This is a genomic window from Nonomuraea solani, from assembly GCF_900108335.1.
GTDB lineage: Bacteria > Actinomycetota > Actinomycetes > Streptosporangiales > Streptosporangiaceae > Nonomuraea > Nonomuraea solani.
On sequence record NZ_FNVT01000011.1, the window covers coordinates 349,007 to 373,249 of the forward strand.

The following is a 24,243-nucleotide window of genomic DNA, read 5'->3' on the forward strand; positions in this document are numbered from 1 at the left end:
GCCGCACTCCGGCACAGGTCCCTTTGGAGGTTCTAGGCGGGGAGGTTGCGGCGGAGGGCGGTGGCGTGTCTGAGGTAGTCGAGGGCCAGGCCGGTGCGTCCCGCCGAGCGGTGTAGTTCGCCCAGGAGTTGGGTGGTGGAGGCTTCGCCGCTGCGGTCGCCCAGCTCCTGGAAGATCTCCAGTGATCGTTCGAGTCCGGTCGAGGCGCGGGCCAGGTCTCCGCGCGCGGCCTGGAGCCCGGCCAGGCTCTGCAGGGCGTACGCGCCGCAGTGCCGGTCGCCCAGCGACTCGAAGATGTCCAGGGCGTGCCGGTGGAACGACATCGCCTGGTGCAGGTGGCCCATCTGGAGGCACACGCAGCCCTCCCGGTGGGCGTCCCCCAGCTCTTGGGCCAGTCGCATGGCCTGGCCGAGTGACTCCGACGCCTGCGCCAGATCGCCGGACTTCAGGAAGATCCGGCCGATGGCCTGGCGGGCGAACGCCTCCCCGTGCCGGTCGCCGGTGGCCTGGAAGATGGCCAGGGCCTGGCGGAGGTGGGCGAGCGAGCGGGCGTACCGGCCGCGGAACTGGCTGACCGCGCCGAGGCCGCAGATGGAGGTGGCCTCGGCCCTTTTGTCTCCTAAGGCGTGAAATATCTGGCGGGAGCGGGTGAAGCCCTCCTCCGACTCCTCGTACCGGTCCTGGTAGAGGCTGACCTGGGCCAGGCCCCTCAGCATGGCGGCCTCGCCATAGGTGTCCCCGGCGGCACGGGCGGCGGCCAGCGCGGCGGTGTGCGTACGCCGCCACGTACCCAGATGGCAGTGCAGATCCAGGTACGGCACCATGGCCGCGGCCAGCCCCCACGCCGGCTCCGCCAGTCCGAGCCCGGCCGCCACCTCCACCGCCCCGGCCAGCGCCTCGTGCTCGGCCTCGAACCAGACGACGGGGTCGGCGGTCAGCCGCTCCAGCGTGGCCCCCGGCAGCCGCCAACGCGGCGCCCTGGCCGCGGTGAGGCTGAACACGGTGGTCGGCAGCCGCGCCATCGCGTGCTCGGTGGTCGCCGTCCACGCGGCCAGCACCCGGGAGACGGCTTCGAGCCCGGCGCCCTGGCCGCGTTCGAGCGCGTGCCGGGCGATCAGGCCGGGCACCCGGTAGCGCGGCTGCCCCACCGGGTCGGTGCCCACCAGGTCCAGCAGGTTGACGTCGACCAGCAGGTCGGTGACGTCGTGGGCGCCGTGCCGGCCGAGCGCCGCGTCGATCACCCAGCCCGGCTGGGCGGGCGTGCCGAGCAGGCCCAGTGTGCCGAGCGCGTGGGCGGCCTCGCCGGGCAGGCCGGCGTACCCGTGGTCGAGGCTGGCCCGTACCTGCTTCAGCTCGCCCAGCCAGTCGTCGTCGAGCCGCTGCCGCAGCACCGCCAGCGACCACCCGGGACGTCCGGCCAGGCGCGTGCCCGCGTTCCTGACGGCCAGCGGCAGCCGCCCGCAGGCGGCCACGATGGCCAGCGCGGCCTCCCGCTCGCGCGCCACCCGCTCCTCGCCCGCGATGCCGCCGAGCAGCGTCAGCGCCTCCTGCGGCGTCAGCTCGGCGAGCTGGATCAGCACCGCGCCGGGCAGCTCGGTGATCCGGCGTCCGCTGGTGACGATCACCGCGCCCCCGTTGCCGGGCAGCAGCGGCCGCACCTGGCCGGCGTCGCGGGCGTCGTCGAGCAGCATCAGCATGGGCCGCTCGGCCAGCAGCGACCGCAGCAGCGCCGAGCGCTCGGGCACGGTCGGGGGCGCGCTCTCCACGCCGAGCGCTCTGAGGACCTCGGCCAGCAGCTCAGCCGGGTCTCTGTCGCCGAGCTCCAGGTAGAGCTGCCCGGCGGGATAGGACTCGCGCAGGGCGTGGGCCGCGCGCACGGCCAGCGCCGACTTGCCCGCGCCGGGCGGCCCGGAGATAACCGCGACGGAGAACGGCCTGCCCAGCTCGGCCAGGGCGGCGGCCCTGCCGGTGAAGTCGGGCAGGTCGGGCGGGAGCTGCCGGGGCGCGACCGGTGCCACCGTGTCGGCCAGGATCAGCTCGTACGCCCCGCGCAGCTCGGCCCCCGGCTCGACGCCGAGCTCGTCCACGAGCTGGTCGCGGACGGCGGCGTAGGCACGCAGGGCCTCGGCCTTCCTGCCGTTCCTGTGCAGGGTCAGCACGAGGCGGCCCCACAGGTCCTCCCGGTAGGGGTGCTCGGCCAGCAGCCCGCGCAGCTCCGCGATGGCCCCGTCGTGGTCCCCGCGCTCGATCCGCCGCTCGATCAGCGCCTCGGCGGCCCGCAGGCGCAGCTCGTGCAGGGGTTCGAGGCGGCGGTCCCAGACCGGGCTGCCGGGCAGGTCGGACAGCGGCGCGCCGCGCCAGAGCGCGAGGGCCTCGGCGTGCTCGCCCAGCGCGACCAGTTCCTCGAACACCAGCAGGTCGAGCGTGCCCGCCGCCACGTCGATCGCGTAGCCGGAGCCGTCGCCCCGGAGCCACGCCGAGCCCAGCTCGGAGCGGAGCGAGCTGACGTACGTGCGCAGGTTGGCCTGGGCCGAACGGGGCGGGCGGTGCGGCCACAGCACCTCGACGAGCCGGTCGGCGCCGACCACCCGGCCCGCGTCGAGCAGCAGCGTGGCCAGCAGCAGGCGCGGCTTCCTGCCGGAGATCCGGACGGGGCGCCCGTCGGAGCGGACCTCCAACGGCCCGAGCACGGAAAAGGTGGTCGTCATCCCGCATCAGCTTCCTCTACAGAGGCCTGACAGCTCTTTGTACTGGTTCTGGACGATTCTTGTGCGGACGGTGCGGACTCTGGTCTCAGAGATCCCACGGGAAAGGATCACCCCATGAAGCTCAGCGGAGCAATGGTCGCGGGCCTCGCATTGTTATTCGGCCTCGGTACGGCCCCGGCCGCGGCGGCCGATCCGGTGCCCGAGTCGGAGATGGCTCAGGTACTCGCCACGAACTTCCAGCTACCGTTCCCCTGCGGACAGAGCTGGACCGGGAACTCCAGCGGGAGCAGCGCACACCAGTCGTGGGAGATCGACTTCAACCGGGGCAGCACCGCGGACGCCGACCTCGGTGACACCGTCGTGGCCGCCGCGTCCGGCACGGTGGCGATCTCGGCGCACATGGGCTCGACGAACCGCTACGGCAATCTCGTCAAGATCGACCACGGTGGCGGGTGGAGCACGTACTACGCCCACCTCAACATCCGCTCGGTCGTCGAGGGGCAGTCGGTCTCGCAGGGCCAGCAGATCGGCACGGTCGGCAGGACCAGCGCGCCGGGCAACAACATCTCGCCGCACCTGCACTACGAGGTACGGCTGGGCACCAACTACCCGTCCAACATCCAGAAGGCCGTCTTCAACGGCGTCACCTTCGGCTACCCGGCGCAGACGCTGGCCTCGAAGAACTGTGGTGGGTCGAGCAACCCGTACACGCCTCAGGAGGTCTGCGGCGCGGGCTACGACGTGATCGACTCGGCCGCGCTCAGCACCGAGGGCACCGTCTACCTGCTCTACAACGGCACGAACAACTGCGTGGCCACGATCAAGGCCAAGTCGCTGGGCACGGCCACCCTCACCGCCGCCTACCTGGAGGTGGAGGGCGCCGCCAGGAAGACCGACTCGGGCAACTTCGGCTACTACGCGGGACCGGTGATCGCCTCGGCGGCCGGCAAGTGCGTGCGGTGGGGCGGCAAGGCGGGCACCGCCGTGTACGACAGTCCGCTCGAGCACTGCGACTGACGGACACGATCAGGGCCGGGCGGTTCCAGAGCCGCCCGGCTCACACGTGTGTGATCGTGTCGAGGACGTCGATGACGTAGAGCCTGGGGTTCTCGCCCGGCGACGGGACCGCCACCCGGCTGCCGACCCGCTGCCCGACGAGGGCGTCCAGCCAGGCCGCCGGCACCTGCCCGCGCCGCAGCGTGAACGCGCTGGGCCCGCCCCGCCGGTACGACGAGTCCACGACGGTCCTGGACGGCCAGGCCGCGGCCACGTACTGGACGACCACCTTCGCCCCCGCCACGACCTCCCGCCCGGACCCGTCGATGATCGTACGAGGCGGCGCGGACGGGGTGAGGTCGGCCGGGATCACCGGCAGCGTACGCCCGACGAGCCGCGCGTCGGCCGGATAGCCGCCCAGGATGTCGAAGACGAGCACCAGCGTGTCCGTGGGCGACAGGCCGGCCGGCGCCGGGTTCGGCCCGAGCGCCTCGGCGGCCGTGCCGACCAGCATGATCCGGCTGCCCGCCGGCCGGCCGATGAGCGACTGCCGCCAGGTGTCGGCCACCCGCCTGCCGTCGAAGACCACCGTCGTGGGCTGGTTGCCGTCGTACGTGCTCGAATAGGGCCGGTTGCCGGACCAGCGCCGGATGTCCACGTCGGCGAGCACCACGTCACCGGGGACCGTACGCCGTCCGCTCCCCACCGACAGCACCGTGATCCGCGGCATGCGGCCCGGCTTGCCCCTGGGTATGGCGACGATCGGCCGGCTGCCGAACGTGCCCGTGACGACGGGTTGCGTGCCGTCCTCGGCCACGCCACACGAGGTGGCCAGCATGAGAAGAGCAGGCCAGAACAGACGCACGATTTCCTCCAGGACCAGATCCGAAGGAGTTGTTGCCGCAAGTCGGGCAAGGAATGCTGCGGGTCGCGCCATCTCACGACAAAGGCGCGGGAGACTGGATGTCGTGAGCAAGCCCAATCTCGCGCGGCGGGTCGCGGAGGCGGCCGAGATCGCCCTGACCACCCGGAAATACGTGACGTTCATCGACGTGGTGACGGGCCTGCGCTGGCTGCACTCCCGGCACGTGGACACCTGGCGGCAGGGCCGGGTGGCCACGCTCGCCGAGCTGGCCGCCGTCGATGAGGACCGGCTGGTCACCACCGCCGCCCTGCTGCGCGACTGGGCGCGGGCCAAGGGTCTCAGGCCGGTGGACACGCCCTACCTGGCCGGCACCCGCGACCAGCGCGAGCTGCGCTTCACCGCCGGGGAGGGGCAGGAGCCGTTCCGGGTGCACTGGCTCTCCCCCGACCTCAGCGAGGCCAGGGTGCGGCGGCTCACCGAGGCGCAGAGCAAGGCGCCCGACCTGGTGGCGGTCTCTCCGCTGGACGCCTGGACGTGCGCGTCCTGCGGCGACACCGGCCCCTACCTGATCATGGAGGATGACCGGCCACACTGCCTGACCTGCGCGGACATGGACCACCTGGTGTTCCTGCCGTCGGGGAACGCGGCGCTCAGCCGCCGCGCCAAGCAGGAGAGCGGTCTGGCGGCCGTGGTGGTGCGCTTCAACCGGCGGCGCAAGGTCTACCAGCGCATGGGCCTGCTGGTGGAGGACGCGGCGCTGGCGGCGGCCGAGGAGCGCTGCCTGGCCGACGAGGAGGTGCGCGAGCGCCGCCGCGAACGCGACCGGGTCCGCAGGGGCGAGCAGGACGTGGAGTTCCAGGCCCGGATGGCGGCCGAGATCGCCCGGCTGTTCCCCGGCTGCCCGGAGGAGCGGGCGCGGGAGATCGCCGAGCACGCCGGCCAGCGCGGCAGCGGCCGGGTCGGCAGGTCGGCCGCGGCCAAGGCGCTCGACGAGAACGCGATCACCCTGGCCGTGATCGCCTCCATCCGGCACCTCGACACCGACTACGACGGCCTGCTGATGTCCGGGGTGCCGCGGATGGAGGCCCGCGAGCGGATCAGGAACCGCATCGAGGCGAAGCTCGATGAGTTCCGCGGGCCGCGCTAATGTCGAAAACATGAGCGACTGGCACGACGTGCGGGAAGAGCTCCGGGTGTTCGCGCTCGGCCTGCCCGAGGCCCACGAGGATCACCCCTGGGGCGAGACGGTCATCAAGGTCAACAAGAAGATCTTCCTGTTCCTCGGCATCGACGAGCAGACCGAGAAGTGGGACCCGGGCTTCGGCGTGAAGCTGCACTCGGAGGCGCACGGCCACGCCCTGACCGTCGAGGGCGCGGCCCCCAGCGGCTACGGGCTGGGCAAGGCGGGCTGGGTGCACGTGCCCTTCCTGTCGGAGCTGCCGGAGACCGACGTGCTGATCGACTGGGTCGAGGAGAGCTTCCGGCTGATCGCTCCGAAGCGCGCGGTCAAGGAGCTCGACCTCAGGTGACGGCAAGACGCGTGGCGTAGCGCTCCTCCCGCCAGAGCTCCTTGCCGAGCACCTCCAGGAGGGTCTGGGCGGCGTCATAGACGTCGGTGTAACCGATGTAGAGCGGCGCGAAGCCGAACCGCAGGATGTCCGGCGCGCGGAAGTCGCCGTGCACGCCCCGGTCGATCAGCGCCCGCATGACCGGATAGCCGTCGGGGTGGCGGAAGCTCACCTGGCTGCCACGGTCGGCCGGGTCCGCGGGCGAGGCCAGCTCCAGCGCGTCGCCGACCAGGTCGATGAAGAGCGAGGTCAGGGCCACGCTCTTGGCGCGCACCTGGGCCATCGGCACCCGTTCCCACACGTCCAGCGCCGCCTCCAGCGCCGCGAACGACAGCACGTGCGGCGTGCTCACCGCGAACCGCCGCACGCCCTCGGCGGGCCGGTAGCCGGGCTCGAACGCGAACGGTTCGGCGTGTCCGTGCCAGCCGGACAGCACGTTCTCGGCGGTGGCGTGGTGGCGCGGGTTGACGTAGAGGAAGGCGGGCGCGCCGGGGCCGGCGTTCAGGTATTTGTAGGTGCAGCCCACGGCGAAGTCGGCGGCCGAGACGTCCACCTCCATGGCGCCCACGCTGTGGCACAGGTCCCAGACGATGAGCGCCCCGGCTTCATGGGCCGCGGCGGTGATCGACGGCATGTCATGACGGGCACCGGTACGGTAGTCGACCTCCGACAGCAGCACCACGGCCGCGTCGTCGAAGCGCCGCTCGGCGAAGTCGCGCACCTCGTAGCCGCCGAGCAGCCCGGCCAGCCCCTGCACCATGTAGTGGTCGGTGGGGAAGTTGCTCAGGTCGGAGACGATCACCCGGCGCCCGGGCCGCAGCCGCAGGGCCGCCGACACCGCCTGGAAGATCGCGATCGAGGTCGTGTTGCCCGCCACGACCTGCCCGGGGCCCGCGCCGATCAGCGGAGCCAGCCGGTCGCCGACGGTCAGCGGCTGCGCGTACCAGCCGGCGTGGTTCCAGCCGCCGACGAGCTGCCCACCCCATTCGTCCTCGACCGTCCGCCGTACGCGCTCCGCGGTCCGGCGGGGCAGCGCGCCGAGCGAGTTGCCGACGAGGTAGACGACCCCTTCCGGCAGCACGAACTCGTCTTTGAAGTCTCGCAGCGGATCGGCGGCGTCGAGGGCGAGGCAGCGGTCGCGATCCAAGGTTGACTCCTTTATGGCGGGATGGTGGCTATCACCCTATTCACGCCATTGTGGTACTCCCTCGCGTACCAGTTCTGCACCGGATTGTGACGCGCGTCCAGCCGGAACCTGCCGCGCGGCCCGCCCAGCTCGCCCACCTCGCCCAGCGCGCGGGTCAGGTCGCCGCCCCTGGCCACCGCCTCGTCGATGAGGCGCATGGCGTCCCAGCCCTGCACCGCCATCGCGGACGGGTCGCGGCCGGTCAGGGCCTGCCATCGGGCGACGAAGGCGGTGTTGTCCGGGTTGACCAGGGCGGGCGAGTACATGCCGACGCTCGTGATGCCCTCGACGTCCGCCCTGGTGGCCAGCAGCACGTCCTCGTCCGTCAGGTTCATGCAGGTCAGCAGCTTGACCTTGGTGTCGTAGCCGAGCCGCTTGAACGCCCTGGCGAACGTGATCGCCTCACCGCCGGCGTAGAACGCGAACAGCAGCCCGGCCTCCGGCGGGATCCGCTCGAAGTACGGCTCCAGGTCCGTGACCCTGCCGTAGGGCGTCAGGATGCGCTTGAGCGGCTCCGCGCCGTAGCCGTCGACGAAGCCCTGGAGCGTCTCGGTGCCCGCCGAGTAGTCGGAGGCCATGAGCACCACCCGCTGCCCGCCGTAGCGCTCGGCGGCGTACCGGCCGGCGGCGTGGCCGTGGGCGTGGTTGGTGTAGGAGACGCGGAAGACGTTCGCGCCGCCCAGCTCGTCGGCGCCCGCGTTGGCGATCACCACGGGCGTGCGGCCCGATTCCTTGACCACCGACACGGCGACGGGCGAGGCGATCAGACCGGTGATCACGTCCACGCCCTCGTCGTCGATGAACCGCCTGGCCTCCTTCTGGCCCCGCTCCGGGCTGCCCGCGTCGTCGGCCACCAGCAGCTCGGCGGGCCTGCCGCCCAGGCGGCCGCCGTGGTCGTCGAGGTAGAGGCGCATGGCGGCCTCCATGTCGTCGCCGAGCATGGCGTACACGCCCATCTGCGAAATGATCGCGCCGACCTTCACCGGACGGTCGTCCTCGTCGGGCGGCGGCAGCGACCCGCCGCAACCGGCCACCAGCAGCACGACCAGCCCCAGCACGGGAACGCGCATGGGGAGCTCCCTTCAGCCCAGGAACGCCTCGGCGTTGGCTGCGAGCAGCTTGGCGCGGGTCGTGCCGGACAGGAAGCCGGCGTTCCTGATCAGGTCACCCGAGGGTGACTCGCCTAGTGGGTAGGGAAAGTCGCTGCCGAGCATCACGTGGTCCTCCCCGAGAGTGTCGACGAGCAGCCGCAGGGCGCGCTCGTCGAAGACGGCAGAGTCGACGCTGAACCTGCCGAGGTAGTGGGACGGCGGCCGTTCCGAGACGCCGACCAGGTCGTTCCTGCGGTGCCAGGCGTTCTCGAACCGGCCGAGCCAGAACGCGAACGAGCCGCCGCCGTGCGCGAAGCAGATCCGCAGCGTGGCGGGCACGCGGTCGAACACGCCGCCGAGGATCATGGCCAGAATGGACAGATGGGTCTCCGCGGGCATCCCGACCAGCCACTGGGCCATCCACCGGGAGACGCGCGGCCCCGCGGGCATGTCCCACGGGTGCACGAAGACGGGAACGTTCCGCTCGGCGCAGTGCAGCAGGAACTCCACCACGCCGGGGTCGTCGAGGTCGCGGTCGCCGACGTGGTTGCCGATCTCCACGCCGCGGTGGCCGTTCGCCAGGCAGCGGTCGAGCTCCGCGCAGGCCAGGCCGGGGTCCTGCAGCGGCACCTGGCAGAACGGGATCAGCCGCTCGTCGCGGCAGATCTCCAGCGCCAGGTCGTTGAAGACCTTCGCGATCCGTACGCCCTCCGCGGCCGGCCGGTCATAGCCGAAGAAGACGGGCGTGGGCGAGACCACCTGCCGGTCCACGCCGTCCTTGTCCATCCGCTCCAGCCGGACCCGCGGATCCCAGCAGTCATCCTGAATTTTCCGGAAATCTTGGTCGTTGACGAGGATCGTCGCTTCGCGCTCCGACTCGACCCTCAGTCTGGGCGCCCCGGGCCAGCCCAGCTCGGGCCAGCCCTTGGGCACGTGGTGCGTGTGGACGTCGATGACCATCTAGCCCTTGCCAGGATGTAGCGCGCCGCATTGAGCGCAGGTGCGGGCCTTCTCATCGGCGTAGAACGCCTCGAAGACGGGCGGCAGGTCCTTGACGATGTCGCGTACCTGCAGCTCGACGTCGTGCAGCCGGTTGCCGCACTCCATGCAGTACCACTGGAACCGCTCCAGTTGCCCCTCAGGCCGGATCCGCTCCACCACCAGCCCCACCGACCCGGCCTCGGGCCGCTGCGGCGAGTGCGGGACGCGCGCCGGCAGCAGCCACATCTGGCCCTCACGGACGTGCACCGTCTCGGGGCCGTTCGGGCCGATGACGTTGACGTGCATGTTGCCGCGCACCTGGTAGAACAGCTCCTCGTACGGATCCACGTGGAAGTCCGTCCTTGCGTTGGGCCCGCCGACCACCATCACGATGAAGTCGTCCGCCGCCTCGAAGACCACCTTGTTGCCGACCGGCGGCTTGAGCAGGTGGGCGTGCTCGTCGATCCACCGGGTGAAGTCAATGGGGGGAATCATGATCGCTCCTGCGGATGGTAGGCGACGGCTTGCATCTCGATGAGGATGTGCGGGTGCGGGAGCTGGTGCACCGCGACCGTGGTCCTCGTGGGCCCCTCCTCGTCGAAGAACTCGGCGTAGACCTCGTTGTAGCCCCTGAAGTCGTTCATGTTGACCAGGTATGTGGTGATCTGCACGAGGTCGGCGAGCGAGCCACCGGCGGCCTTGAGGATGTCGCCGATGTTCTCGATGACCGCCCTCGTCTGGGCGCGGATGTCGAGGGTCGTCGCCCCGAACTTGTCCACCTCCACGCCCACGAACGTGTCATCCGGCCGGCGGCAGCTCGTGCCCGAGACGTACAGGAAGTCGCCTGCCCGCTTGACGTGCGGGAACCGTCCCCGGGGCGTGGCCTTGCCGGCCACCCGGATGGCCTTGGGTCTCACTTGGCGAACACCGCCCGCACCGATCCCAGCCCCTCGATGCGCGCCTCGAACACGTCTCCGGGAGCGACCGGCACGATCGGCCCAAGAGCGCCGGTCAGCACCACGTCGCCGGCCCGCAGCGCGCGTTCGGTGCGGCCGAGCGCGGTGGCCAGCCAGACGGCGGCGTTGAGCGGGTTGCCCATACACAGCTCGCCCGAGCCGGTCGAGACCTCCTCGCCGCCGCGCGTCATCGTCATCCCGGCCGCGCGCAGGTCGAGCCCCAGCAGCGGCATGGGCGAGCCGCCCAGCACGAAGGCGCCGGACGAGGCGTTGTCGGCGATCGTGTCGGCCAGCGTGATGTCCCAGTCGGCGATCCGCGAGTCGGCGATCTCGATGGCGGGCAGCGCGAACTCCACCGCCCTGACCACGTCGGCCATCGTGAAGGGCCCGCCCACCAGGTCGCGGCCGAACACCAGCGCGACCTCGGCCTCGGCCCGCGGCTGCAGAAACCGCTCCACCGGGATGGGCGACCCGTCGCCGTAGGCCGTGTCCGCGAACAGCATGCCGTAGTCGGGCTGGTCGATGCCGAAGCGCTGCTGCATCAGCACGTTCGTGACGCCGATCTTCCTGCCGACCAGCCGCCGCCCCTCGCCGAGCGCCCGACGCGTGTTCATCTCCTGCACGGCGTACCCGTCGGCCGCCGAGCCGATCAAGTCCCTGATCGGCGCGCACGGCTTGCCCAGACGCGCCGCTTCGATCAGCCGCTCGGCGGCTTGGGCGTGCGCGTCCACGGCCTGGGACCATTCGTCATGCATCGGGCTGCTCCAGTTTGATGGTGATCGTGGTGGGTTCTGAGTAGAAGTCGAGGGACCGGGTGCCGCCTTCACGGCCGATGCCCGACAGCTTCACGCCGCCGAACGGGGTACGCAGGTCGCGCAGATACCAGGTGTTGACCCAGACGAGCCCCGCCTCCAGCCTCTGGGCCACCCGGTGCGCGCGGTCGAGGCTGGTGGTCCACACCGTGGCGGCCAGGCCGTATTCGCTGCCGTTGGCCAGGTCTATCGCCTCGGCCTCGCTGTCGAAGGGGGCGATGTGGCACACGGGACCGAAGATCTCCTCCCTGTTGAACCTTGACCATTCAGACAAGCCTGTCACCACCGTCGGTTCCACGAAATAACCAGAATCGCGATGATCACCGAACGCGGGGACACTGCCGCCTGTCAGCACCTTGGCTCCCTCCGAGCGGGCCAGGGCGTAGTAGGAGAGCACCTTCTCGCGGTGTTCGGCGGAGATCATGGGCTGCGGGTCGATCTCCTGCGCGCGGACGGCCAGCCGGGCGCAGAACTCCTCGAAGATCGAGCGCTGCACGTAGAGCCGCTCGGTGCACAGGCAGACCTGGCCGCCGTTGGTGAAGACCGACTTCATGGTGCCCTCGACCGCCCGGTCGAGATCGCAGTCCTCGAAGATCAGGCCGGCGTTCTTGCCGCCCAGCTCGAACGAGATCGGCTTGACCCGCTCGGCCACCGCCTTCATGATCGCGGTGCCCGTGCCGGTGGATCCCGTGAACGTCACGGCGTCCACGCCGGGGTGCTCGACGAGGAGCTGGCCGGCGGAGCCGTACCCGAAGATGATGTTGACGACGCCGGGCGGAAGGCCGGCGGCGGTGCAGATCTCGGCGAACACCGCGGCCGAGCCGGGCGTGTGCTCGGACGGCTTGACCACCACGGTGTTGCCCGCGACCAGGGCGGGCGCCAGCTTCCACGTCATCAGCAGGAACGGCAGGTTCCACGGGACGATCACCGCGACCACGCCGAGCGGCCTGCGCACGGTGTAGCTGAGCACCCCGGACAGGTGGAAGGCGTCGTCGGGGCGCTGGGCGGCGATCTCGGCGAAGGCGCGGAAGTTCGCGATGCCGCGCGGGATGTCGAGGGTACGGGTCTGGTCGAGCGGCTTGCCCGTGTCGGCGATCTCCGCCGCCACCAGGTCGTCGAAGCGCTCCTCGATGCCCTCGGCCAGGCGGCGCATCCAGCCGGCGCGCTCGCCGACGGGCATCGCCGACCAGCCGCGCGCCGCCTCCCTGGCCGCGCGCACGGCGCGGTCGACCACCTCGGGATCGGCCTCGTGGGCCTGCCCGGTCACGGCCCCCGTCACCGGATCGTGCACGGGGAACGTCTTTCCCGCGGCCACCGGGTGGCCGCCGATGAAATGGGTCAGCACAACGCTCTCCTCATCTCTCCCTCGCTTCCCGGTATAGATCGCGAATGGGCGAGGCGTCCCGGGGTCACGGAACCCTCGATCGCATCGTCTCGCCGGAACGCGGCGCGCGCCATGCGCGATGCTGGTGAACATGCAGACCCGTATCGACCAGATCACCGCCCACGACGGCTCCTTCGACGTCCACGTGTGGCTCCCCGACGCCGGTGAGGGCCCCGGTGTGCTCCTCGTCCAGGAGATCTACGGCGTCGGCCCGTACATCGAGGAGGTCGCCCTCGACCTCGCGGCCAGGGGCTACGTGGTGGCCGCGCCCGACCTGTTCTGGCGGCTCCAGCCGAACTGGCGGGGCGAGCACACCCCCGAGGGCACGCAGGCCGCGATCGACCTCGCCGGCGGCTTCGACTTCGCGCAAGGGGTGGCCGACTGCGCGCTCACCGTCGCCCATCTGCGAGCGCTACCCGAGGTGCGCGGCGGGGTCGGCGCCGTCGGCTTCTGCCTGGGCGGCTCGATCGACTACATGCTGGCCACCCAGATCGAGCTGGACGCGGTCCTGTCCTTCTACGGCTCGGCGGTCCCCGACGCCACCGGGCTCATGGAGCGCGTCGAGGCGCCGCTGCTGTTCGTCTTCGGCGGCAGCGACCCCTACATCCCGCGTGAGCGGGTGGCCGTGGTGGAGAAGGCCGCTGAGGGGCGGCCGAACGCGGTCATGCACGTCGAGGAGGAGGCCGGGCACGCCTTTCACAACAGCCAGGCGCCGATGTTCCACCATCCGGCGGCGGCGGAGCGTACGTGGGCGGTGGCGACGGCCTTCCTCGCCGAGCACCTGCCCGTCTGATCTCCGAGGACCTGTCCAGAAAGACATCTTCCGGTACCCCTAGATCAATCGTCATCATGGTCGGATGGCGCGGACGTGGGAATTGTGGGGAAACGTCATTATTGCTGGTACCTTTGCGCTTCCCCTGGCGCTCCTGGCAATCTTGCTCCTCTTCCGCCGCCGCACCCGCGCCGGCCATCCGGCACCCCTCCGCACGTCGATCGCCGACGTCGGCATCGCGGCCGGGACCGCTCCATGGATCTGGATGATCCTCACGCCCTCCGACGGGCCGACCGGAGTCGGCCTGGTCCCGTTCGCCGACCTCGCGGACCTGCTCGACGCGCCGTGGGAGGCGGCGTTGGTGCAGGTCGGAGGCAATCTGCTGGTTTTCGCCGCGCTGGGCGCGCTGCTGCCGGTACGCAGCCGCGCGATGTCCTCGATCGCGCGCGTTGCGGCCGTCGCGGCGGCATTTTCGGTCCTGGCCGAGGCGCTCCAGTTCGCCCTGCGACTGGGCCGGTTCTCCTCCGTGGACGACGTCGTCCTCAACACGGCGGGCGCCGCGATCTTCGCTTTGGTTACTCGCCGCTGGTGGGCCGATCGAATACCGGGCAGGACCGTTCCACGGTAACGGCCTGTCTAAACATCCCGGAATTCACCACATGGGCACGATCCGCTCAAAAGAAGCTCGCGACCATCCTCTTGATCTGTGCGATCGTGGACAAGACGGGGCAAGTTCTCTGGAGACGCCACAACCCGGTTGGTGACAGAGGGTGATCAAAGTTGTCTGAATCCCCGGTAGCCCACGAACCCCCCATCTATCGACGCATCGCCGACGGCCTCCGCGCCCGGATTCTGTCCGGCGAACTGCGCGACGGGGACCGACTGCCGGGCGAGAACGCACTGATGTCCGAATACGCAATCGCACGAGCCACCGCCAGGCAAGCGCTTGCCGTACTGATCAACGAAGGGCTGGCGGTGCCCAAACGAGGCTCGGGGGTTTACGTGCGGCTCTTCAAACCGATACGCAGGCACGGCTCGCGCCGCCTGTCACGAGAGCAATGGGGCCAGGGGCGGGCCATCTGGGACGCGGACACCCGGGGCCGGCCGTTCACCGTGGACACCGTGGAGGTGGTGTTGGAGCGAGCCACAGAGGACGTGGCCGCCGTCCTGGAGAGCCCCGAGGTCTGGGTACGCCGACGCCGCTACTCGGTCGACACCAGACCGGTACAGCTCGCCACATCCTACTTTCCCGCGCATCTGGTGTCGGGCAGCGCGATCACCCTCACCGACACCGGCCCCGGCGGCGCCTACGCCAGGCTGGGGGACCTTGGCATCCCCCCGGCCCACTTCACCGAGGAGGTCAGGGCCCGTATGCCGGCGCCTCGTGAGAGCGGGCTGCTCGACCTGCCGGGCGGGACACCCGTGATCGTGATCTCGCGGACGGCGTACACGTCGGGCGGGCTCCCGATCGAGCTCAACGAGATGGTTCTGGACTCGGCGGCGTACGTACTCCAGTACGACTTCGACGCGTGATTCAAGCCGATCTGTCAAGCGATAGGTTGACCTGTCCGTCACGATCATTGTGCTCTCTAGAGAGGTGCCGCATCTTCTAACTAGATGGAACCTCGCCTGGGGGCCCGGGAAAGGTGGACAGCGATGTCCTTTGATCGGCATCTTGCCGAGATCGCCCGGGAGTACCCCCAGTGGACCATCTGGCGGAGCGACGCTGCCCGCTGGTGGGCCACGAGACACCATCCGCTGAGCGCGGCGCAGCGCGATGCCGGATGTGCGATGACCATCGACGCGGACGACCCGGACGGTCTACGTGACCAGCTCCGGGACCAGGAGAGGCGGGCCGGCGAGCCGCAGCGGCGGCGGACCGGCCCCGCATCTCCTTGATCGTCGGCCGTGGAGCGTTCCGCGGCCGGCGCACAGAGCCGCCCGGTGCCGGGTCCTGCGTCTCGGCGGCCCCGGCACCGGGCCACCAACTTGGAGGGGCCACGAACGCGGAAGCCTCCGACCCTATCGGGGGCGGGGGCTTCCGCTTGGTGGGCCCTCTTCGTGAACGCCGGCCTACTTGTGGACTTCGGACAGCCGGACGATGTTCACATCGGTGTCGTCTGAAATGCCCTGCTGCTGCGGCTTCTCCTCAAGCTCGGCGGGCTCGTCGTCGTCCTCGACGATGACCCGCACGTCGTCCTGCGGAGCCGGGGCCGGCGGGGCCGCGGCGTCGGGGACGAGCGGCCCGGCGGCCGCCTCGCTGCGCATGAGGTCGCCGAGCACCGAGCCGATCTCGGTCAGCCGCCGCACGACCTCCGAGTGCGTGTTCGACAGGTATTCGACCCGGCGCCCCGCCTGCTCGTCGAGCGCGGCGGTGCGCTGGTGCGCCGAGGCCATCATCGCGTCGGCCTCGCCGCGCGCCTGCGAGACGATCTGCTCGGCCTGCGCCCCGGCGGACTGCATGAGCTGCTCCGACTCCGACTGGGCCGTCGAGACCAGCCGCTCCGACTCGGCCTGAGCCGTTGTGAGCAATCTCTCCGACTCGGCCCTGGCCTGGGTCAGCGTCTCGTCGGCCTCCGTGCGGGCCGAGGTGAGCTGCTCCTCCGCGTCGCTGCCGGCCTGGGCCAGCATGCGCTCGGCCGCCTGTGTGGCCTCGCTCACCCTCCGCTCCGCCTCCGACTGGGCGGAGGTGAGAATCTTGTCAGAGGTCTCGCGCGAGCTCGTGACGAGCCGTTCGGCCTCCGACTTGGCCGACTCGCGGACGCTGGCGGCCTCGGTCTCCGCGTCCTCCCTCTTGCTCGCGGCCTCCTCCTCGCCGAGCCGGAGAATCTGCGCGAGCCTGGGGCTGAGGTCCTCGTAGCTCTGGGGCGTCTCGACCATGCGCCGCCTGGCCTCCGCCAGCTCGATGCGGCCCTGTTCGGCCTGATCGATCGCCCGTGCCAGCCGCTCTTCCAGATCCCGTACCTGGTTACGGGTCCGGATCATGTAGTCGTGGACCTGGCGGCGGTTGTAGCCGCGCATCACGACCTCGAAGGTGTCCTCTTGCATCAGATCGGGAATGCTCTCGTGCTGGTTCATCATGGGGGTTACCTAAGGGTGGTTTGCGTGAGGCGGGGGAAAACTGCGGGTTGTGAGGGTCTGACGACGAGACGTCAGGAAACGACTTTCCTGCCATCTGCCCACGTCCGCAACCCGAACGCCATACCCCGAGCTGGAATTACGATGTCTCGAATGTACATAGCAGCGTTGGACAACGGAGCAGTCCCGGACATACACCCCGAGGCGTACATCGCCCATGGCGCGATCGTGGTCGGCAGCGTACGGGTGGGCCGGGCGTCCAGCATCTGGTACGGCTCCGTTCTCCGAGGGGACGACGAGCGGATCGAGGTCGGCGAAGAGTGCAACGTACAGGATCTGTGCTGCCTGCACTCCGACCCGGGCGAGCCCACGATCCTGGAAGACCGTGTCAGCCTGGGGCACAAGGCCATGGTCCACGGCGCCCACGTGGAGTCCGGCGCGCTGATCGGCATCGGCGCCATCGTGCTGGGCGGTGCCCACGTGGGCGCGGGCACGCTGGTGGCGGCAGGAGCCCTCGTGGGCCCCGGCAAGAAGATCCCCGCCGGGGTGCTGGTCGCGGGCGTGCCCGGCAAGATCGTGCGCGAACTCACCGACGACGACCGCGACTCCTTCGCCCGCACGCCGGACAACTACATGGCCAAGGCGCTCAGGCACCGGCAGGCGTCATCGCTTTGATCAGGACCTCGTCCGACACCGAGGCGGTGTTGAGCGGGTCGGCGTATTCGGGCAGCTCCGGCCGCAGGAAGCGGATGAAGTCGACCGTGAGCTCCAGGTCGGGGGTGCCCTTGACCTGCTTGGCGTTACCCTTCGTGGCGTCCTTCTTGAGCAGGCTGTAGCTGTCCCAGTCGCTGTAGGCGGTGACGCCCCACTGGAGCACGTCGGGCAGGGTGGAGGGCCAGCGGCGGCCGACCTTCCACTTGCCGCCCTCCTCCTTGTAGAGCGCGACGAAGACGCGGCCGACGCGGGCCAGCGACAGCTCCACCCAGCCGCTCTTGACGGCCATTTCGGCGGGCTTGGAGCTGCCGTCCTGGGTGTACTTCACCTCGACCTGGCCGCTCTTCTCACCGGTGCCCGTGGTGACCGACACCCAGTTGGGCTTGGCGTACGAGTTCGGCTGCCTGGCCATCAGGCCGCCGAGCGAGAACTTCCGCTTGGGCTGCCCGCCCTTCTTGCCCTCGACCTTGACCCGGGCGTGCATGACGATGTCCCCGGCCAGGTCCTGGTACACGAAGGGCCCCCGGAAGCCGTCGAACCAGGCCGAGGTCTTGGGCTCCAGGTACATCGAGCCCTTCACGGTCTTGTTCACGTCGTACTTGGCGATCCGGTCGACGTCCTTCTCGGTCGTGCTGAGCTTCGTCCACGCTGACAGGTCCTCGGCGGCGTCGAACTCCGTCGAGGCCTCGCCCACCTCGCCGCCGGGCGCCGGCGGCTTGGTGTTGTCCATCGTGAGCACGCCGGGCCCAGAGGGGGTCGGGGGTGCGAGCGTGGTCGTACCGCACCCTGCGAGCACGCTCACGACCGCCAACGTCCCTGCTACCTTCGCCCTCATAGCGGACATTCTGCCGTGAAATGCCGATGGATGATCCGAGTACGCCCAGTACGATGACGGCCGTGCGACCTTGGGATGCGTTCACCTCCGCAGAGGCGGAGGTTCGAGCCATGGTCGCGGACCCCCGCTGGCAGGGGCTTTCCGTGCCCGATCGCGCCCATGTGCTGGCCGCGAGAATACTTGTGACCCCCGATGGCGACAGGTGGCTTTTCGGGGCGCACGCGCGCTGGCATCTGCTCGATCCGGCCGACGGCCGCTGGCACCTCGCGCCGCCGCCCAGGGGCACGCGGGCGCGCCAGGTGGGCCATCCGGCGGCGGCGCTGCCCGGCGAGGTGGTGCCGCACGGCTGGGACTTCCACGCCGAACCGGGCTCGACGCAGTCGTTCATCGGGCCGGACGTGCCCGAGGGGCTCACGGAGCAGCTCAGGGTGCTCGTACGCGCCTGCGGGCGCCGATCCGAGCTGGACTTCCCGCTGACGGCGTTCGACGAGATATTCGCCACAGACGTGCCGAGCACGGTCGCGGCCGTGTGGGGCACGATCATGTGGTGCGCGTACGCGCCCGCGTTCGACGGCAACGAGCGGCTGATCACCGTGTTCGGCGAATATCTGCGCCGCTCACTGCCCGGCGACGAGTGGGTGCGCTGGCTGCCCGCGCCGCCGCTGATCGACCTCGTCAGGCTGGTGGCCGAGCGGCAGCGCGCCGGGCAGGCGCGGTCGGCGCTCAGGCTGGCGGCCATCATCGCGGACACGGCCCAGATCCTGCTCCTCGACACCCGGTTCAGGCCGCGGGCGCTCGCCATGCTCACCATGGTGGAGCCCGTGCTGCGCCGGGCTGAGCCGCCCCAGGACGGCGACGGCGACGGGGCGATGCTCCGGGCGTGGCTGGGGCGCTGTCCCGCGCGGCTGTGCCGGGCCCTGCTGGTGGAGAACGACCCGGCGGGGCACTTCGCCCACACCCTCTACGACCTCGTCGAGGCCCTGGCGTTCATGCCCGACCCGCGCCGCGGCGCGGCCACGCTCCTCGCCGACCTGTCGGACTCCAAGGGGACGCTGCCGGGCCGGCTGGACCACCGGCTGCGGATGGCCTACGAGGAGCTGCGGGCGGCGGGCCTCACGGGCACCTCGGCCGCCGAGTCGACGCAGCCGGACGGGTTTCCCGTACAGACGGGGAACGGCGGGGTGTCGGTGGCGCCCGCGCCGGTGGTCGAGGTGGCGCCGCCGGACCGGGCGAGCGGGGCGGCGGTGCTCGGGGCGGCGTACGCGATGGGGCTCGGGTGGGGGCGGCTGACGGGGGCCAAGGTGCCGCAGCGCGGGCTGGCGGGGCAGTCGGCTCTGGTGCGCAGACTCGTGCACGAACGCGACGATCACCACACTGGGCCCGTCTAAACCACTAATACCGATATTTCACCCTTACTCCCCCTATATCGTTCTAACACTTCCGATAACAGTCATTGTGCTGAATTGTGATCTCGGTTTTGGGAAATGATCCCACTGGGGGCCCCGACGCGCGGAAGGGAATGACTCCGATGGGCCATGTCGCCCGAAGGGGCGTCCGCCGTAACCTCGTAGAGGGTGTGGGCTGCGGAAGGAAGGACGACGCGGTGGGGCACGACGACCTGGACTCTCGGGTCCACGACCGTGTCGCGTTGGACGAGATTGCGCTCTACGCCGAGGTGCTCACCGCCGTGGCAGTCAGCGAGCGGCGGCTGACCTTGGACGAACTCGACGACGCGCTCGGATTGCGGACTTCGGCGAGCCGCTGAAGGACCAACACGATTACTAGCCCCGGGGACCTAGTTCCCGACTCCTAAGGGGTCAGGAACAACGGTTTCCGGGGTTTCACATAACTAGTCAATCAGCTTCATGAACGGACCAGGCGCGCGATCGCCGCGGACGCCTCTTTCACTTTCGCCTCGGCCTCGGGCCCGCCGGTGTTGATCGCGTCGGCGACGCAGTGGGAGATGTGCTCCTCCAGCAGCCCCAGAGCCACCGCCTGCAGCGCCCGGGTGGCCGCGGAGACCTGGGTCAGCACGTCGATGCAGTAGGCGTCGTCATCGACCATCCGCTGCAGACCCCTGATCTGCCCCTCGATCCGCCTGAGGCGCGTCAGATATGCCTGCTTGTCTCCGCTGTACCCATGCATGGCTCTACGGTACCCGTTGCAGGTATCAGTCAGCGGAGATCCGCGATGAGCTTCTCCCACTGCTCGGCCACCTCGTCGGCCGAGTGGCGCACCGCCGTGTCGAGCGCGCCCGCCGCCAGGGAGCGCCGCCTGCGCTCGTCGTCGATCAGCGCCAGCAGCGCCGACGCGAAGAGCTGCAGCTCGCCCTCCGCCTCGGGCACCAGCACCCCGTTGTAGCCCGTCGCCACGAACTCCCTGGGCCCTCTGGCGCCCTCGAAGGCCACCACGGGCACCCCGCAGCCCATGGCCTCCAGCACCGTCATGCCCAGGTCCTCGCTGCGCGAGGTGCTGGCCACGATCGAGGCCTTGGCGAACTCACCCGCCAGGTCAGGTGTCGTGCCCATGAAGTAGACGTGGTTGTGCAGGTTGAGGTCGCGCACCAGCGAGCGCAGCAGGCGCTCCTCGGGGCCGCCGCCGTAGAGCCGCAGCCGCCAGTCGGGCCGCTTGTCCGCCACGATGGCGAACGCCTTGATCAGCCGGTCGTACGCCTTCACCGGCACCCACCGCCCGCCGGCGGCCACGATGCGGTTGTCCATCCGCGAGCGCGGCCACGGGCCGCCCGGCAGCGCGTCCAGCACGGCGTGCACGGCGGTCCCGTCGCCGAGGAGCTTGGTCCACTCCTCCTGGGCCGACTCCGTGGCCGTCACGACGGCGCTCAGGCGCGGATAGAAGCGTTTGACCGGAGCCGGGACGGCCGGGCGCCCCCACTCGCGGGCGATCTTGATGATCTCGCGCGGCGCGTGCCTGGCGGCCTGGACGCCGATCCCCGGCCTGGTCGTGATGAGGACGTCGGACTTGAGGTTGCGCAGCATCCGCCACAGGGCCACCTCGGTGCGCACCTGCCCGCTCGGGAACAGGTGCCTGACCCCGGGCCTGGCGTCGATCACGCTGCGCATGGCCACCTTGGGGCCGACGGGGAAGAACGGCTTCTCCTTCTGCCGCCGGACACTGATCACCTCGACGTCGTGCCGTTCCGCCAGGGCGGTCGCGAGGTTCAGCGTGGCTCGTACGTCGCCGCGCATGCCGTACGCGGAGGCGAGGACCAGGCTGACCTTCATCCACCGACCTCGATCCGCAGCTCGTCGTCGGCGGTGTAGCAGGGTCTGATGGGCACGCCGTCGACCTTGAACGACGGATAGTGCAGCCGGCGTCGTTTGCCGTCGACGTCGTCGAGCCGCGCGCCCAGCCGCAGCGGCGTGGGCACCCCCTCGACCTCCAGCGCGGGCTCCCAGGTGCCGCCGCCGTCGGGGTCGGCGGCCAGCACGTCGACCAGCGAGACGGCCGCGTGGAAGCGCACGCCCTGCACGGTCGCCGTGGCCGACACCCGGGCGTTGGTCTGGCGGCGGTCGAGGGTCATCGTGGCCTCGTGGCGCGAGTCGTCGTCCTCCAGCCCCGTGAACGCCAGCAGCCCCATGACCTCGAAGCGGCCTTCCCTGAAGTAGATCGAGCGCACCTCGGCCACCGGCTCCGCGTCGGAGATCTTCAGCGCCAGGAAACCGTTGCGCGTGCGGTAGGTGCGGTAGGCGAGGGTCCGCCGGCACAGCGCGTACGTGTCGAGATGGTCGAGTGAGAAGCCGGGATCGACGCTGCGGAGCCTGCTGCGCCTGCCCTCACGGCGCAGATAGGCGTCCCAGCGCCCGGCGCTGAGCTCCAGTGGCTCCAGCGAGACCGCCAGCGTGGCCTCGCGGGCCCGCGCGCCTGGCGTGCCGAGCAGCACGTCGCGTTCCACCCCCGTGGTGCGATGCCTGAGAACGAGTTCGGTGCCGTTTTCCAGTGGTTCGTCGATGGCTAGTCGCAGGGACAGGACGTCGGCCAGGGTGACTTCGGCGTCCGTGACGACGACGCCCATCACGAGCCCCCTCCCCGTCGAATAAGGCCATGCGACGTTGAGGTTACCGTGATTTTCCCGTTATGTGGATGCCGGATTTCTCGTAGTCACAGCCGTTGACATGCGAAACTCCTCCACAAGAGCTGTGGAGGAGTCCGACTATCAGTGGTCAGGAAGCGCCTTTGACAGATTTGATCAAGAGCTGGGCCACGTCCACGACTTCGAGCGTCTCCTTGGCCTCGCCGTTGTTCTTCTTCTCGTTGATGGCGTCGCCGAGCATGACCATGCAGAACGGGCAGGCGGTCGAGACCGTGTCAGGATCGGTGGTCAGCGCCTCGTCCACGCGCTCGGTGTTGATGCGCTTGCCGATGCGCTCCTCCATCCACATGCGCGCGCCGCCGGCGCCGCAGCAGAAGCCCCGATCCTTGTGGCGGTGCATCTCCTGGGTGGTGACGCCCGGCACCTTCGCCATGATGTCGCGCGGCTGGGAGTAAACCTTGTTGTGACGGCCGAGGAAGCACGGGTCGTGGTAGGTGATCTTCTCCTCGATCGGCGTGATCGGGGTGAGCAGGCCCTCGTCGACCAGCTTGGACAGCAACTGCGTGTGGTGCACGACCTCGTACGTGCCGCCGAGCTGCGGATATTCGTTGGCGAGCGTGTTGAAGCAGTGGGGGCAGGTGGCCACGATCTTCTTGACGCCGGCCTCGTTGAGCGTCTCGATGTTCTGCTGGGCCAGCATGTTGAACAGATATTCCATGCCGAGCCGCCGGGCCGGGTCGCCGGTGCACGCCTCCATCGGGCCGAGCACGGCGAACTTCACGCCCGCGATGTGCAGCAGCTCCGCGACGGCCTTGGTGGTCTTCTTGGCCCGGTCTTCGAGCGCGCCCGCGCAGCCCACCCAGAACAGATATTCCGTGTCCTCGGGCATCTTCTCCTCGACGAGCTCGACCTCGAAGTCGAGCTCCTCGATCCAGTCGGCCCGCTTCATCTCGGACATGCCCCACGGGTTGCCCTTGTTCTCCAGGTTCTTCACCATCACTCCCGCCTCGGACGGGAACGACGACTCCACCATCACCTGGTAGCGGCGCATGTCGAGGATGTGGTCGATGTGCTCGATGTCCACCGGGCACTGCTCGACGCAGGCGCCGCAGTTGGTGCACGACCACAGGACGTCGGGGTGGATCACGCCCTCCTCGCCGACGAGCGGCTTCTCCAGCAGCGCGAGCACGTCGGTGTCCTTGTGCTCGACGCCGCCGGCGGCCGCCATCAGGTAGGGGGCCACCTTGAAGGCGTGGTCACGCTGGTCGAGGATGAGCATCTTGGGCGAGAGCGGCTTGTCGGTGTTCCACGCGGGGCACTGCGACTGGCAGCGGCCGCACTCCGTACAGGAGTAGAAGTCGAGGAAGCCCTTCCACGTCGTGTCGCCGATCTTGCCGCGCCCGAGCCGCTCCGGATCGAGATCCTCGTCCTCGAAGTCGACCGGCTTGCCGTCGACGCGCATCTCCGGCGCGCCGCCCAGGCCGTCGGGGCGGCGCGAGAAGAGCACGTTGAGCGGGGCGGTGAAGATGTGCAGGTGCTTGGAGTTCACCACGATGACCAGGAACACCAGCATGAAGCCGATGTGCAGGAGCAGCGCGATCTCCTCCAGCAGCGTGCTCGCGGGCAGCGCGTCGCCGAGCGCGAGCGAGACGAACGCGCCGGAGGAGTAGGGGAAGTTGCCGTTGGCGGCGGCCGCGCCACGGGCGAGGAAGAGCGTCCAGATGATGTTGAAGATCATGAACAGGACGAGCCACGCGCCGCCCAGGTGCGAGCCGGAGAAGCGGGAGCGGCGGCCTAGCGTCTTGGGCGAGTTCTTGAGCCGGATGACGGCGAAGGCGACCAGGCCCAGCACGCAGGCGACCGCGATGAAGTCCTGCAGGAAGCCGAGCACCCCCCACGTCCCGATGAGCGGGATGTGGAAGTCGGGCGTGCCGGTGATCGCCCCCTGGATGATCGCGCCGTACGCCTCGATGTAGACGGTCAGCAGGATGAAGAACGCCCACATGACGAAGAAGTGAGCGACGCCCGACGGCGTCCACTTGAGCAGCTTCTTCTGCCCGAACACCTCGACGAGCTGAGCCTTGACCTCATCGCCCGCGTGCGCCTTGGCATATTCGATCCGCTCGGGCGCGGGTGGCCCCACGGTCGCGAGTTTGAACAGGAACAGCGTCCTGCGACCGGCGACCGCGACCGCCAGGACGGTCATGACGAGCCCGATGATGGCTACCCAGAGCACGGGTCCTCCC

24 protein-coding genes are annotated in these 24,243 nt (G+C 70.0%); 9 read left to right on the top strand and 15 right to left on the bottom strand.

Annotation, left to right across the window (positions count from 1 at the left end; genetic code table 11):
* Positions 1-32: 32 nt before the first annotated feature.
* Entirely contained in the window at positions 33-2,708 is a 2,676-nt protein-coding gene (locus tag C4V41_RS34870) for an AfsR/SARP family transcriptional regulator (protein WP_103960226.1), read from the bottom strand.
* A 114-nt stretch (positions 2,709-2,822) separates the two neighbouring features.
* Here C4V41_RS34870 and C4V41_RS34875 point away from each other — a divergent pair, with 114 nt between their 5' ends.
* Positions 2,823-3,725, top strand: a complete 903-nt coding sequence (locus tag C4V41_RS34875; RefSeq protein WP_103960227.1) for a M23 family metallopeptidase — start codon at positions 2,823-2,825, stop codon at positions 3,723-3,725.
* Positions 3,726-3,765: 40 nt separating this feature from the next.
* Here C4V41_RS34875 and C4V41_RS34880 read toward each other — a convergent pair whose 3' ends face one another.
* Entirely contained in the window at positions 3,766-4,569 is an 804-nt protein-coding gene (locus C4V41_RS34880) for an FKBP-type peptidyl-prolyl cis-trans isomerase (protein WP_146103904.1), read from the bottom strand.
* Positions 4,570-4,672: 103 nt separating this feature from the next.
* On the opposite strand from C4V41_RS34880, the gene C4V41_RS34885 reads away from it, so the two are divergent.
* Positions 4,673-5,716 carry a DUF2293 domain-containing protein gene (locus tag C4V41_RS34885; RefSeq protein WP_235030555.1) on the top strand — a complete coding sequence of 348 codons (1,044 nt, stop codon included), beginning with the start codon at positions 4,673-4,675 and terminating at the stop codon, positions 5,714-5,716.
* Between the two features lie 10 nt (positions 5,717-5,726).
* Positions 5,727-6,098 (top strand): MmcQ/YjbR family DNA-binding protein, encoded by a 372-nt coding sequence (locus tag C4V41_RS34890; RefSeq protein ID WP_103960230.1) that lies wholly within the window; start codon positions 5,727-5,729, stop codon positions 6,096-6,098.
* Here C4V41_RS34890 and kynU read toward each other — a convergent pair.
* The 7 genes from kynU to C4V41_RS34925 are packed head-to-tail and all read right to left on the bottom strand — an operon-like array spanning position 6,091 to position 12,508.
* Positions 6,091-7,284: a kynureninase gene (kynU, locus tag C4V41_RS34895; RefSeq protein WP_235030556.1), complete on the bottom strand. Its 1,194-nt coding sequence runs from the start codon at positions 7,282-7,284 to the stop codon at positions 6,091-6,093. The genes C4V41_RS34890 and kynU overlap by 8 nt on opposite strands.
* An 11-nt stretch (positions 7,285-7,295) precedes the next feature.
* Positions 7,296-8,393, bottom strand: coding sequence for an ABC transporter substrate-binding protein (locus C4V41_RS34900; RefSeq protein ID WP_103960232.1), 1,098 nt, complete (start codon positions 8,391-8,393; stop codon positions 7,296-7,298).
* A gap of 12 nt (positions 8,394-8,405) precedes the next feature.
* Positions 8,406-9,374 carry an amidohydrolase family protein gene (locus C4V41_RS34905; RefSeq protein WP_103960233.1) on the bottom strand — a complete coding sequence of 323 codons (969 nt, stop codon included), beginning with the start codon at positions 9,372-9,374 and terminating at the stop codon, positions 8,406-8,408.
* The gene (locus C4V41_RS34910) at positions 9,375-9,890 is read right to left on the bottom strand and encodes a 3-hydroxyanthranilate 3,4-dioxygenase (RefSeq protein ID WP_103960234.1); all 516 of its coding nucleotides are present in this window, start codon (positions 9,888-9,890) and stop codon (positions 9,375-9,377) included.
* Entirely contained in the window at positions 9,887-10,312 is a 426-nt protein-coding gene (locus tag C4V41_RS34915) for a RidA family protein (protein ID WP_103960235.1), read from the bottom strand. Before C4V41_RS34915 ends, C4V41_RS34910 begins: the two co-directional genes overlap by 4 nt.
* Complete coding sequence (locus C4V41_RS34920) at positions 10,309-11,106, bottom strand: 2-keto-4-pentenoate hydratase (protein ID WP_103960236.1); 798 nt, start codon at positions 11,104-11,106, stop codon at positions 10,309-10,311. The genes C4V41_RS34915 and C4V41_RS34920 overlap by 4 nt, the downstream gene beginning before the upstream one ends.
* Positions 11,099-12,508, bottom strand: a complete 1,410-nt coding sequence (locus C4V41_RS34925) for an aldehyde dehydrogenase family protein (RefSeq protein WP_103960237.1) — start codon at positions 12,506-12,508, stop codon at positions 11,099-11,101. Before C4V41_RS34925 ends, C4V41_RS34920 begins: the two co-directional genes overlap by 8 nt.
* Before the next feature lie 130 nt (positions 12,509-12,638).
* Between C4V41_RS34925 and C4V41_RS34930 the strand changes: the two genes are divergently transcribed.
* The 3 genes from C4V41_RS34930 to C4V41_RS34940 all read left to right on the top strand — a co-directional run bounded on the left by C4V41_RS34930 (position 12,639) and on the right by C4V41_RS34940 (position 14,852).
* Positions 12,639-13,340, top strand: coding sequence for a dienelactone hydrolase family protein (locus C4V41_RS34930; protein ID WP_103960290.1), 702 nt, complete (start codon positions 12,639-12,641; stop codon positions 13,338-13,340).
* Positions 13,341-13,404: 64 nt separating this feature from the next.
* On the top strand, positions 13,405-13,947 hold the full coding sequence (locus C4V41_RS34935) for a VanZ family protein (RefSeq protein ID WP_103960238.1): 543 nt from the start codon (positions 13,405-13,407) through the stop codon (positions 13,945-13,947).
* 152 nt (positions 13,948-14,099) lie between these two features.
* Entirely contained in the window at positions 14,100-14,852 is a 753-nt protein-coding gene (locus tag C4V41_RS34940; RefSeq protein WP_103960239.1) for a GntR family transcriptional regulator, read from the top strand.
* Between the two features lie 540 nt (positions 14,853-15,392).
* On the opposite strand, the gene C4V41_RS34950 is transcribed toward C4V41_RS34940, so the two are convergent.
* Positions 15,393-16,400, bottom strand: coding sequence for a hypothetical protein (locus tag C4V41_RS34950; protein WP_103960241.1), 1,008 nt, complete (start codon positions 16,398-16,400; stop codon positions 15,393-15,395).
* Between the two features lie 150 nt (positions 16,401-16,550).
* Between C4V41_RS34950 and C4V41_RS34955 the strand changes: the two genes are divergently transcribed.
* On the top strand, positions 16,551-17,072 hold the full coding sequence (locus C4V41_RS34955; protein ID WP_407670109.1) for a gamma carbonic anhydrase family protein: 522 nt from the start codon (positions 16,551-16,553) through the stop codon (positions 17,070-17,072).
* On the opposite strand, the gene C4V41_RS34960 is transcribed toward C4V41_RS34955, so the two are convergent.
* On the bottom strand, positions 17,044-17,913 hold the full coding sequence (locus tag C4V41_RS34960; RefSeq protein WP_146103905.1) for a DUF1349 domain-containing protein: 870 nt from the start codon (positions 17,911-17,913) through the stop codon (positions 17,044-17,046). The genes C4V41_RS34955 and C4V41_RS34960 overlap by 29 nt on opposite strands.
* Positions 17,914-17,999: 86 nt before the next feature.
* Between C4V41_RS34960 and C4V41_RS34965 the strand changes: the two genes are divergently transcribed.
* Positions 18,000-19,334, top strand: a complete 1,335-nt coding sequence (locus C4V41_RS34965; protein WP_103960244.1) for a hypothetical protein — start codon at positions 18,000-18,002, stop codon at positions 19,332-19,334.
* A gap of 215 nt (positions 19,335-19,549) precedes the next feature.
* Positions 19,550-19,711 carry a hypothetical protein gene (locus tag C4V41_RS63305; RefSeq protein WP_020540796.1) on the top strand — a complete coding sequence of 54 codons (162 nt, stop codon included), beginning with the start codon at positions 19,550-19,552 and terminating at the stop codon, positions 19,709-19,711.
* A gap of 98 nt (positions 19,712-19,809) precedes the next feature.
* On the opposite strand, the gene C4V41_RS34975 is transcribed toward C4V41_RS63305, so the two are convergent.
* From C4V41_RS34975 to C4V41_RS34990, 4 genes are all read right to left on the bottom strand, one after another.
* Entirely contained in the window at positions 19,810-20,091 is a 282-nt protein-coding gene (locus C4V41_RS34975; protein WP_080044376.1) for a metal-sensitive transcriptional regulator, read from the bottom strand.
* Positions 20,092-20,120: 29 nt separating this feature from the next.
* A complete protein-coding gene (locus tag C4V41_RS34980; RefSeq protein ID WP_103960246.1) occupies positions 20,121-21,188 on the bottom strand; it encodes a glycosyltransferase in 1,068 nt (355 codons plus the stop codon).
* Positions 21,185-21,979 carry a hypothetical protein gene (locus C4V41_RS34985; protein WP_103960247.1) on the bottom strand — a complete coding sequence of 265 codons (795 nt, stop codon included), beginning with the start codon at positions 21,977-21,979 and terminating at the stop codon, positions 21,185-21,187. The genes C4V41_RS34980 and C4V41_RS34985 overlap by 4 nt, the downstream gene beginning before the upstream one ends.
* 148 nt (positions 21,980-22,127) lie before the next feature.
* Positions 22,128-24,233, bottom strand: coding sequence for a (Fe-S)-binding protein (locus C4V41_RS34990; RefSeq protein WP_103960248.1), 2,106 nt, complete (start codon positions 24,231-24,233; stop codon positions 22,128-22,130).
* Positions 24,234-24,243 lie beyond the last annotated feature (10 nt).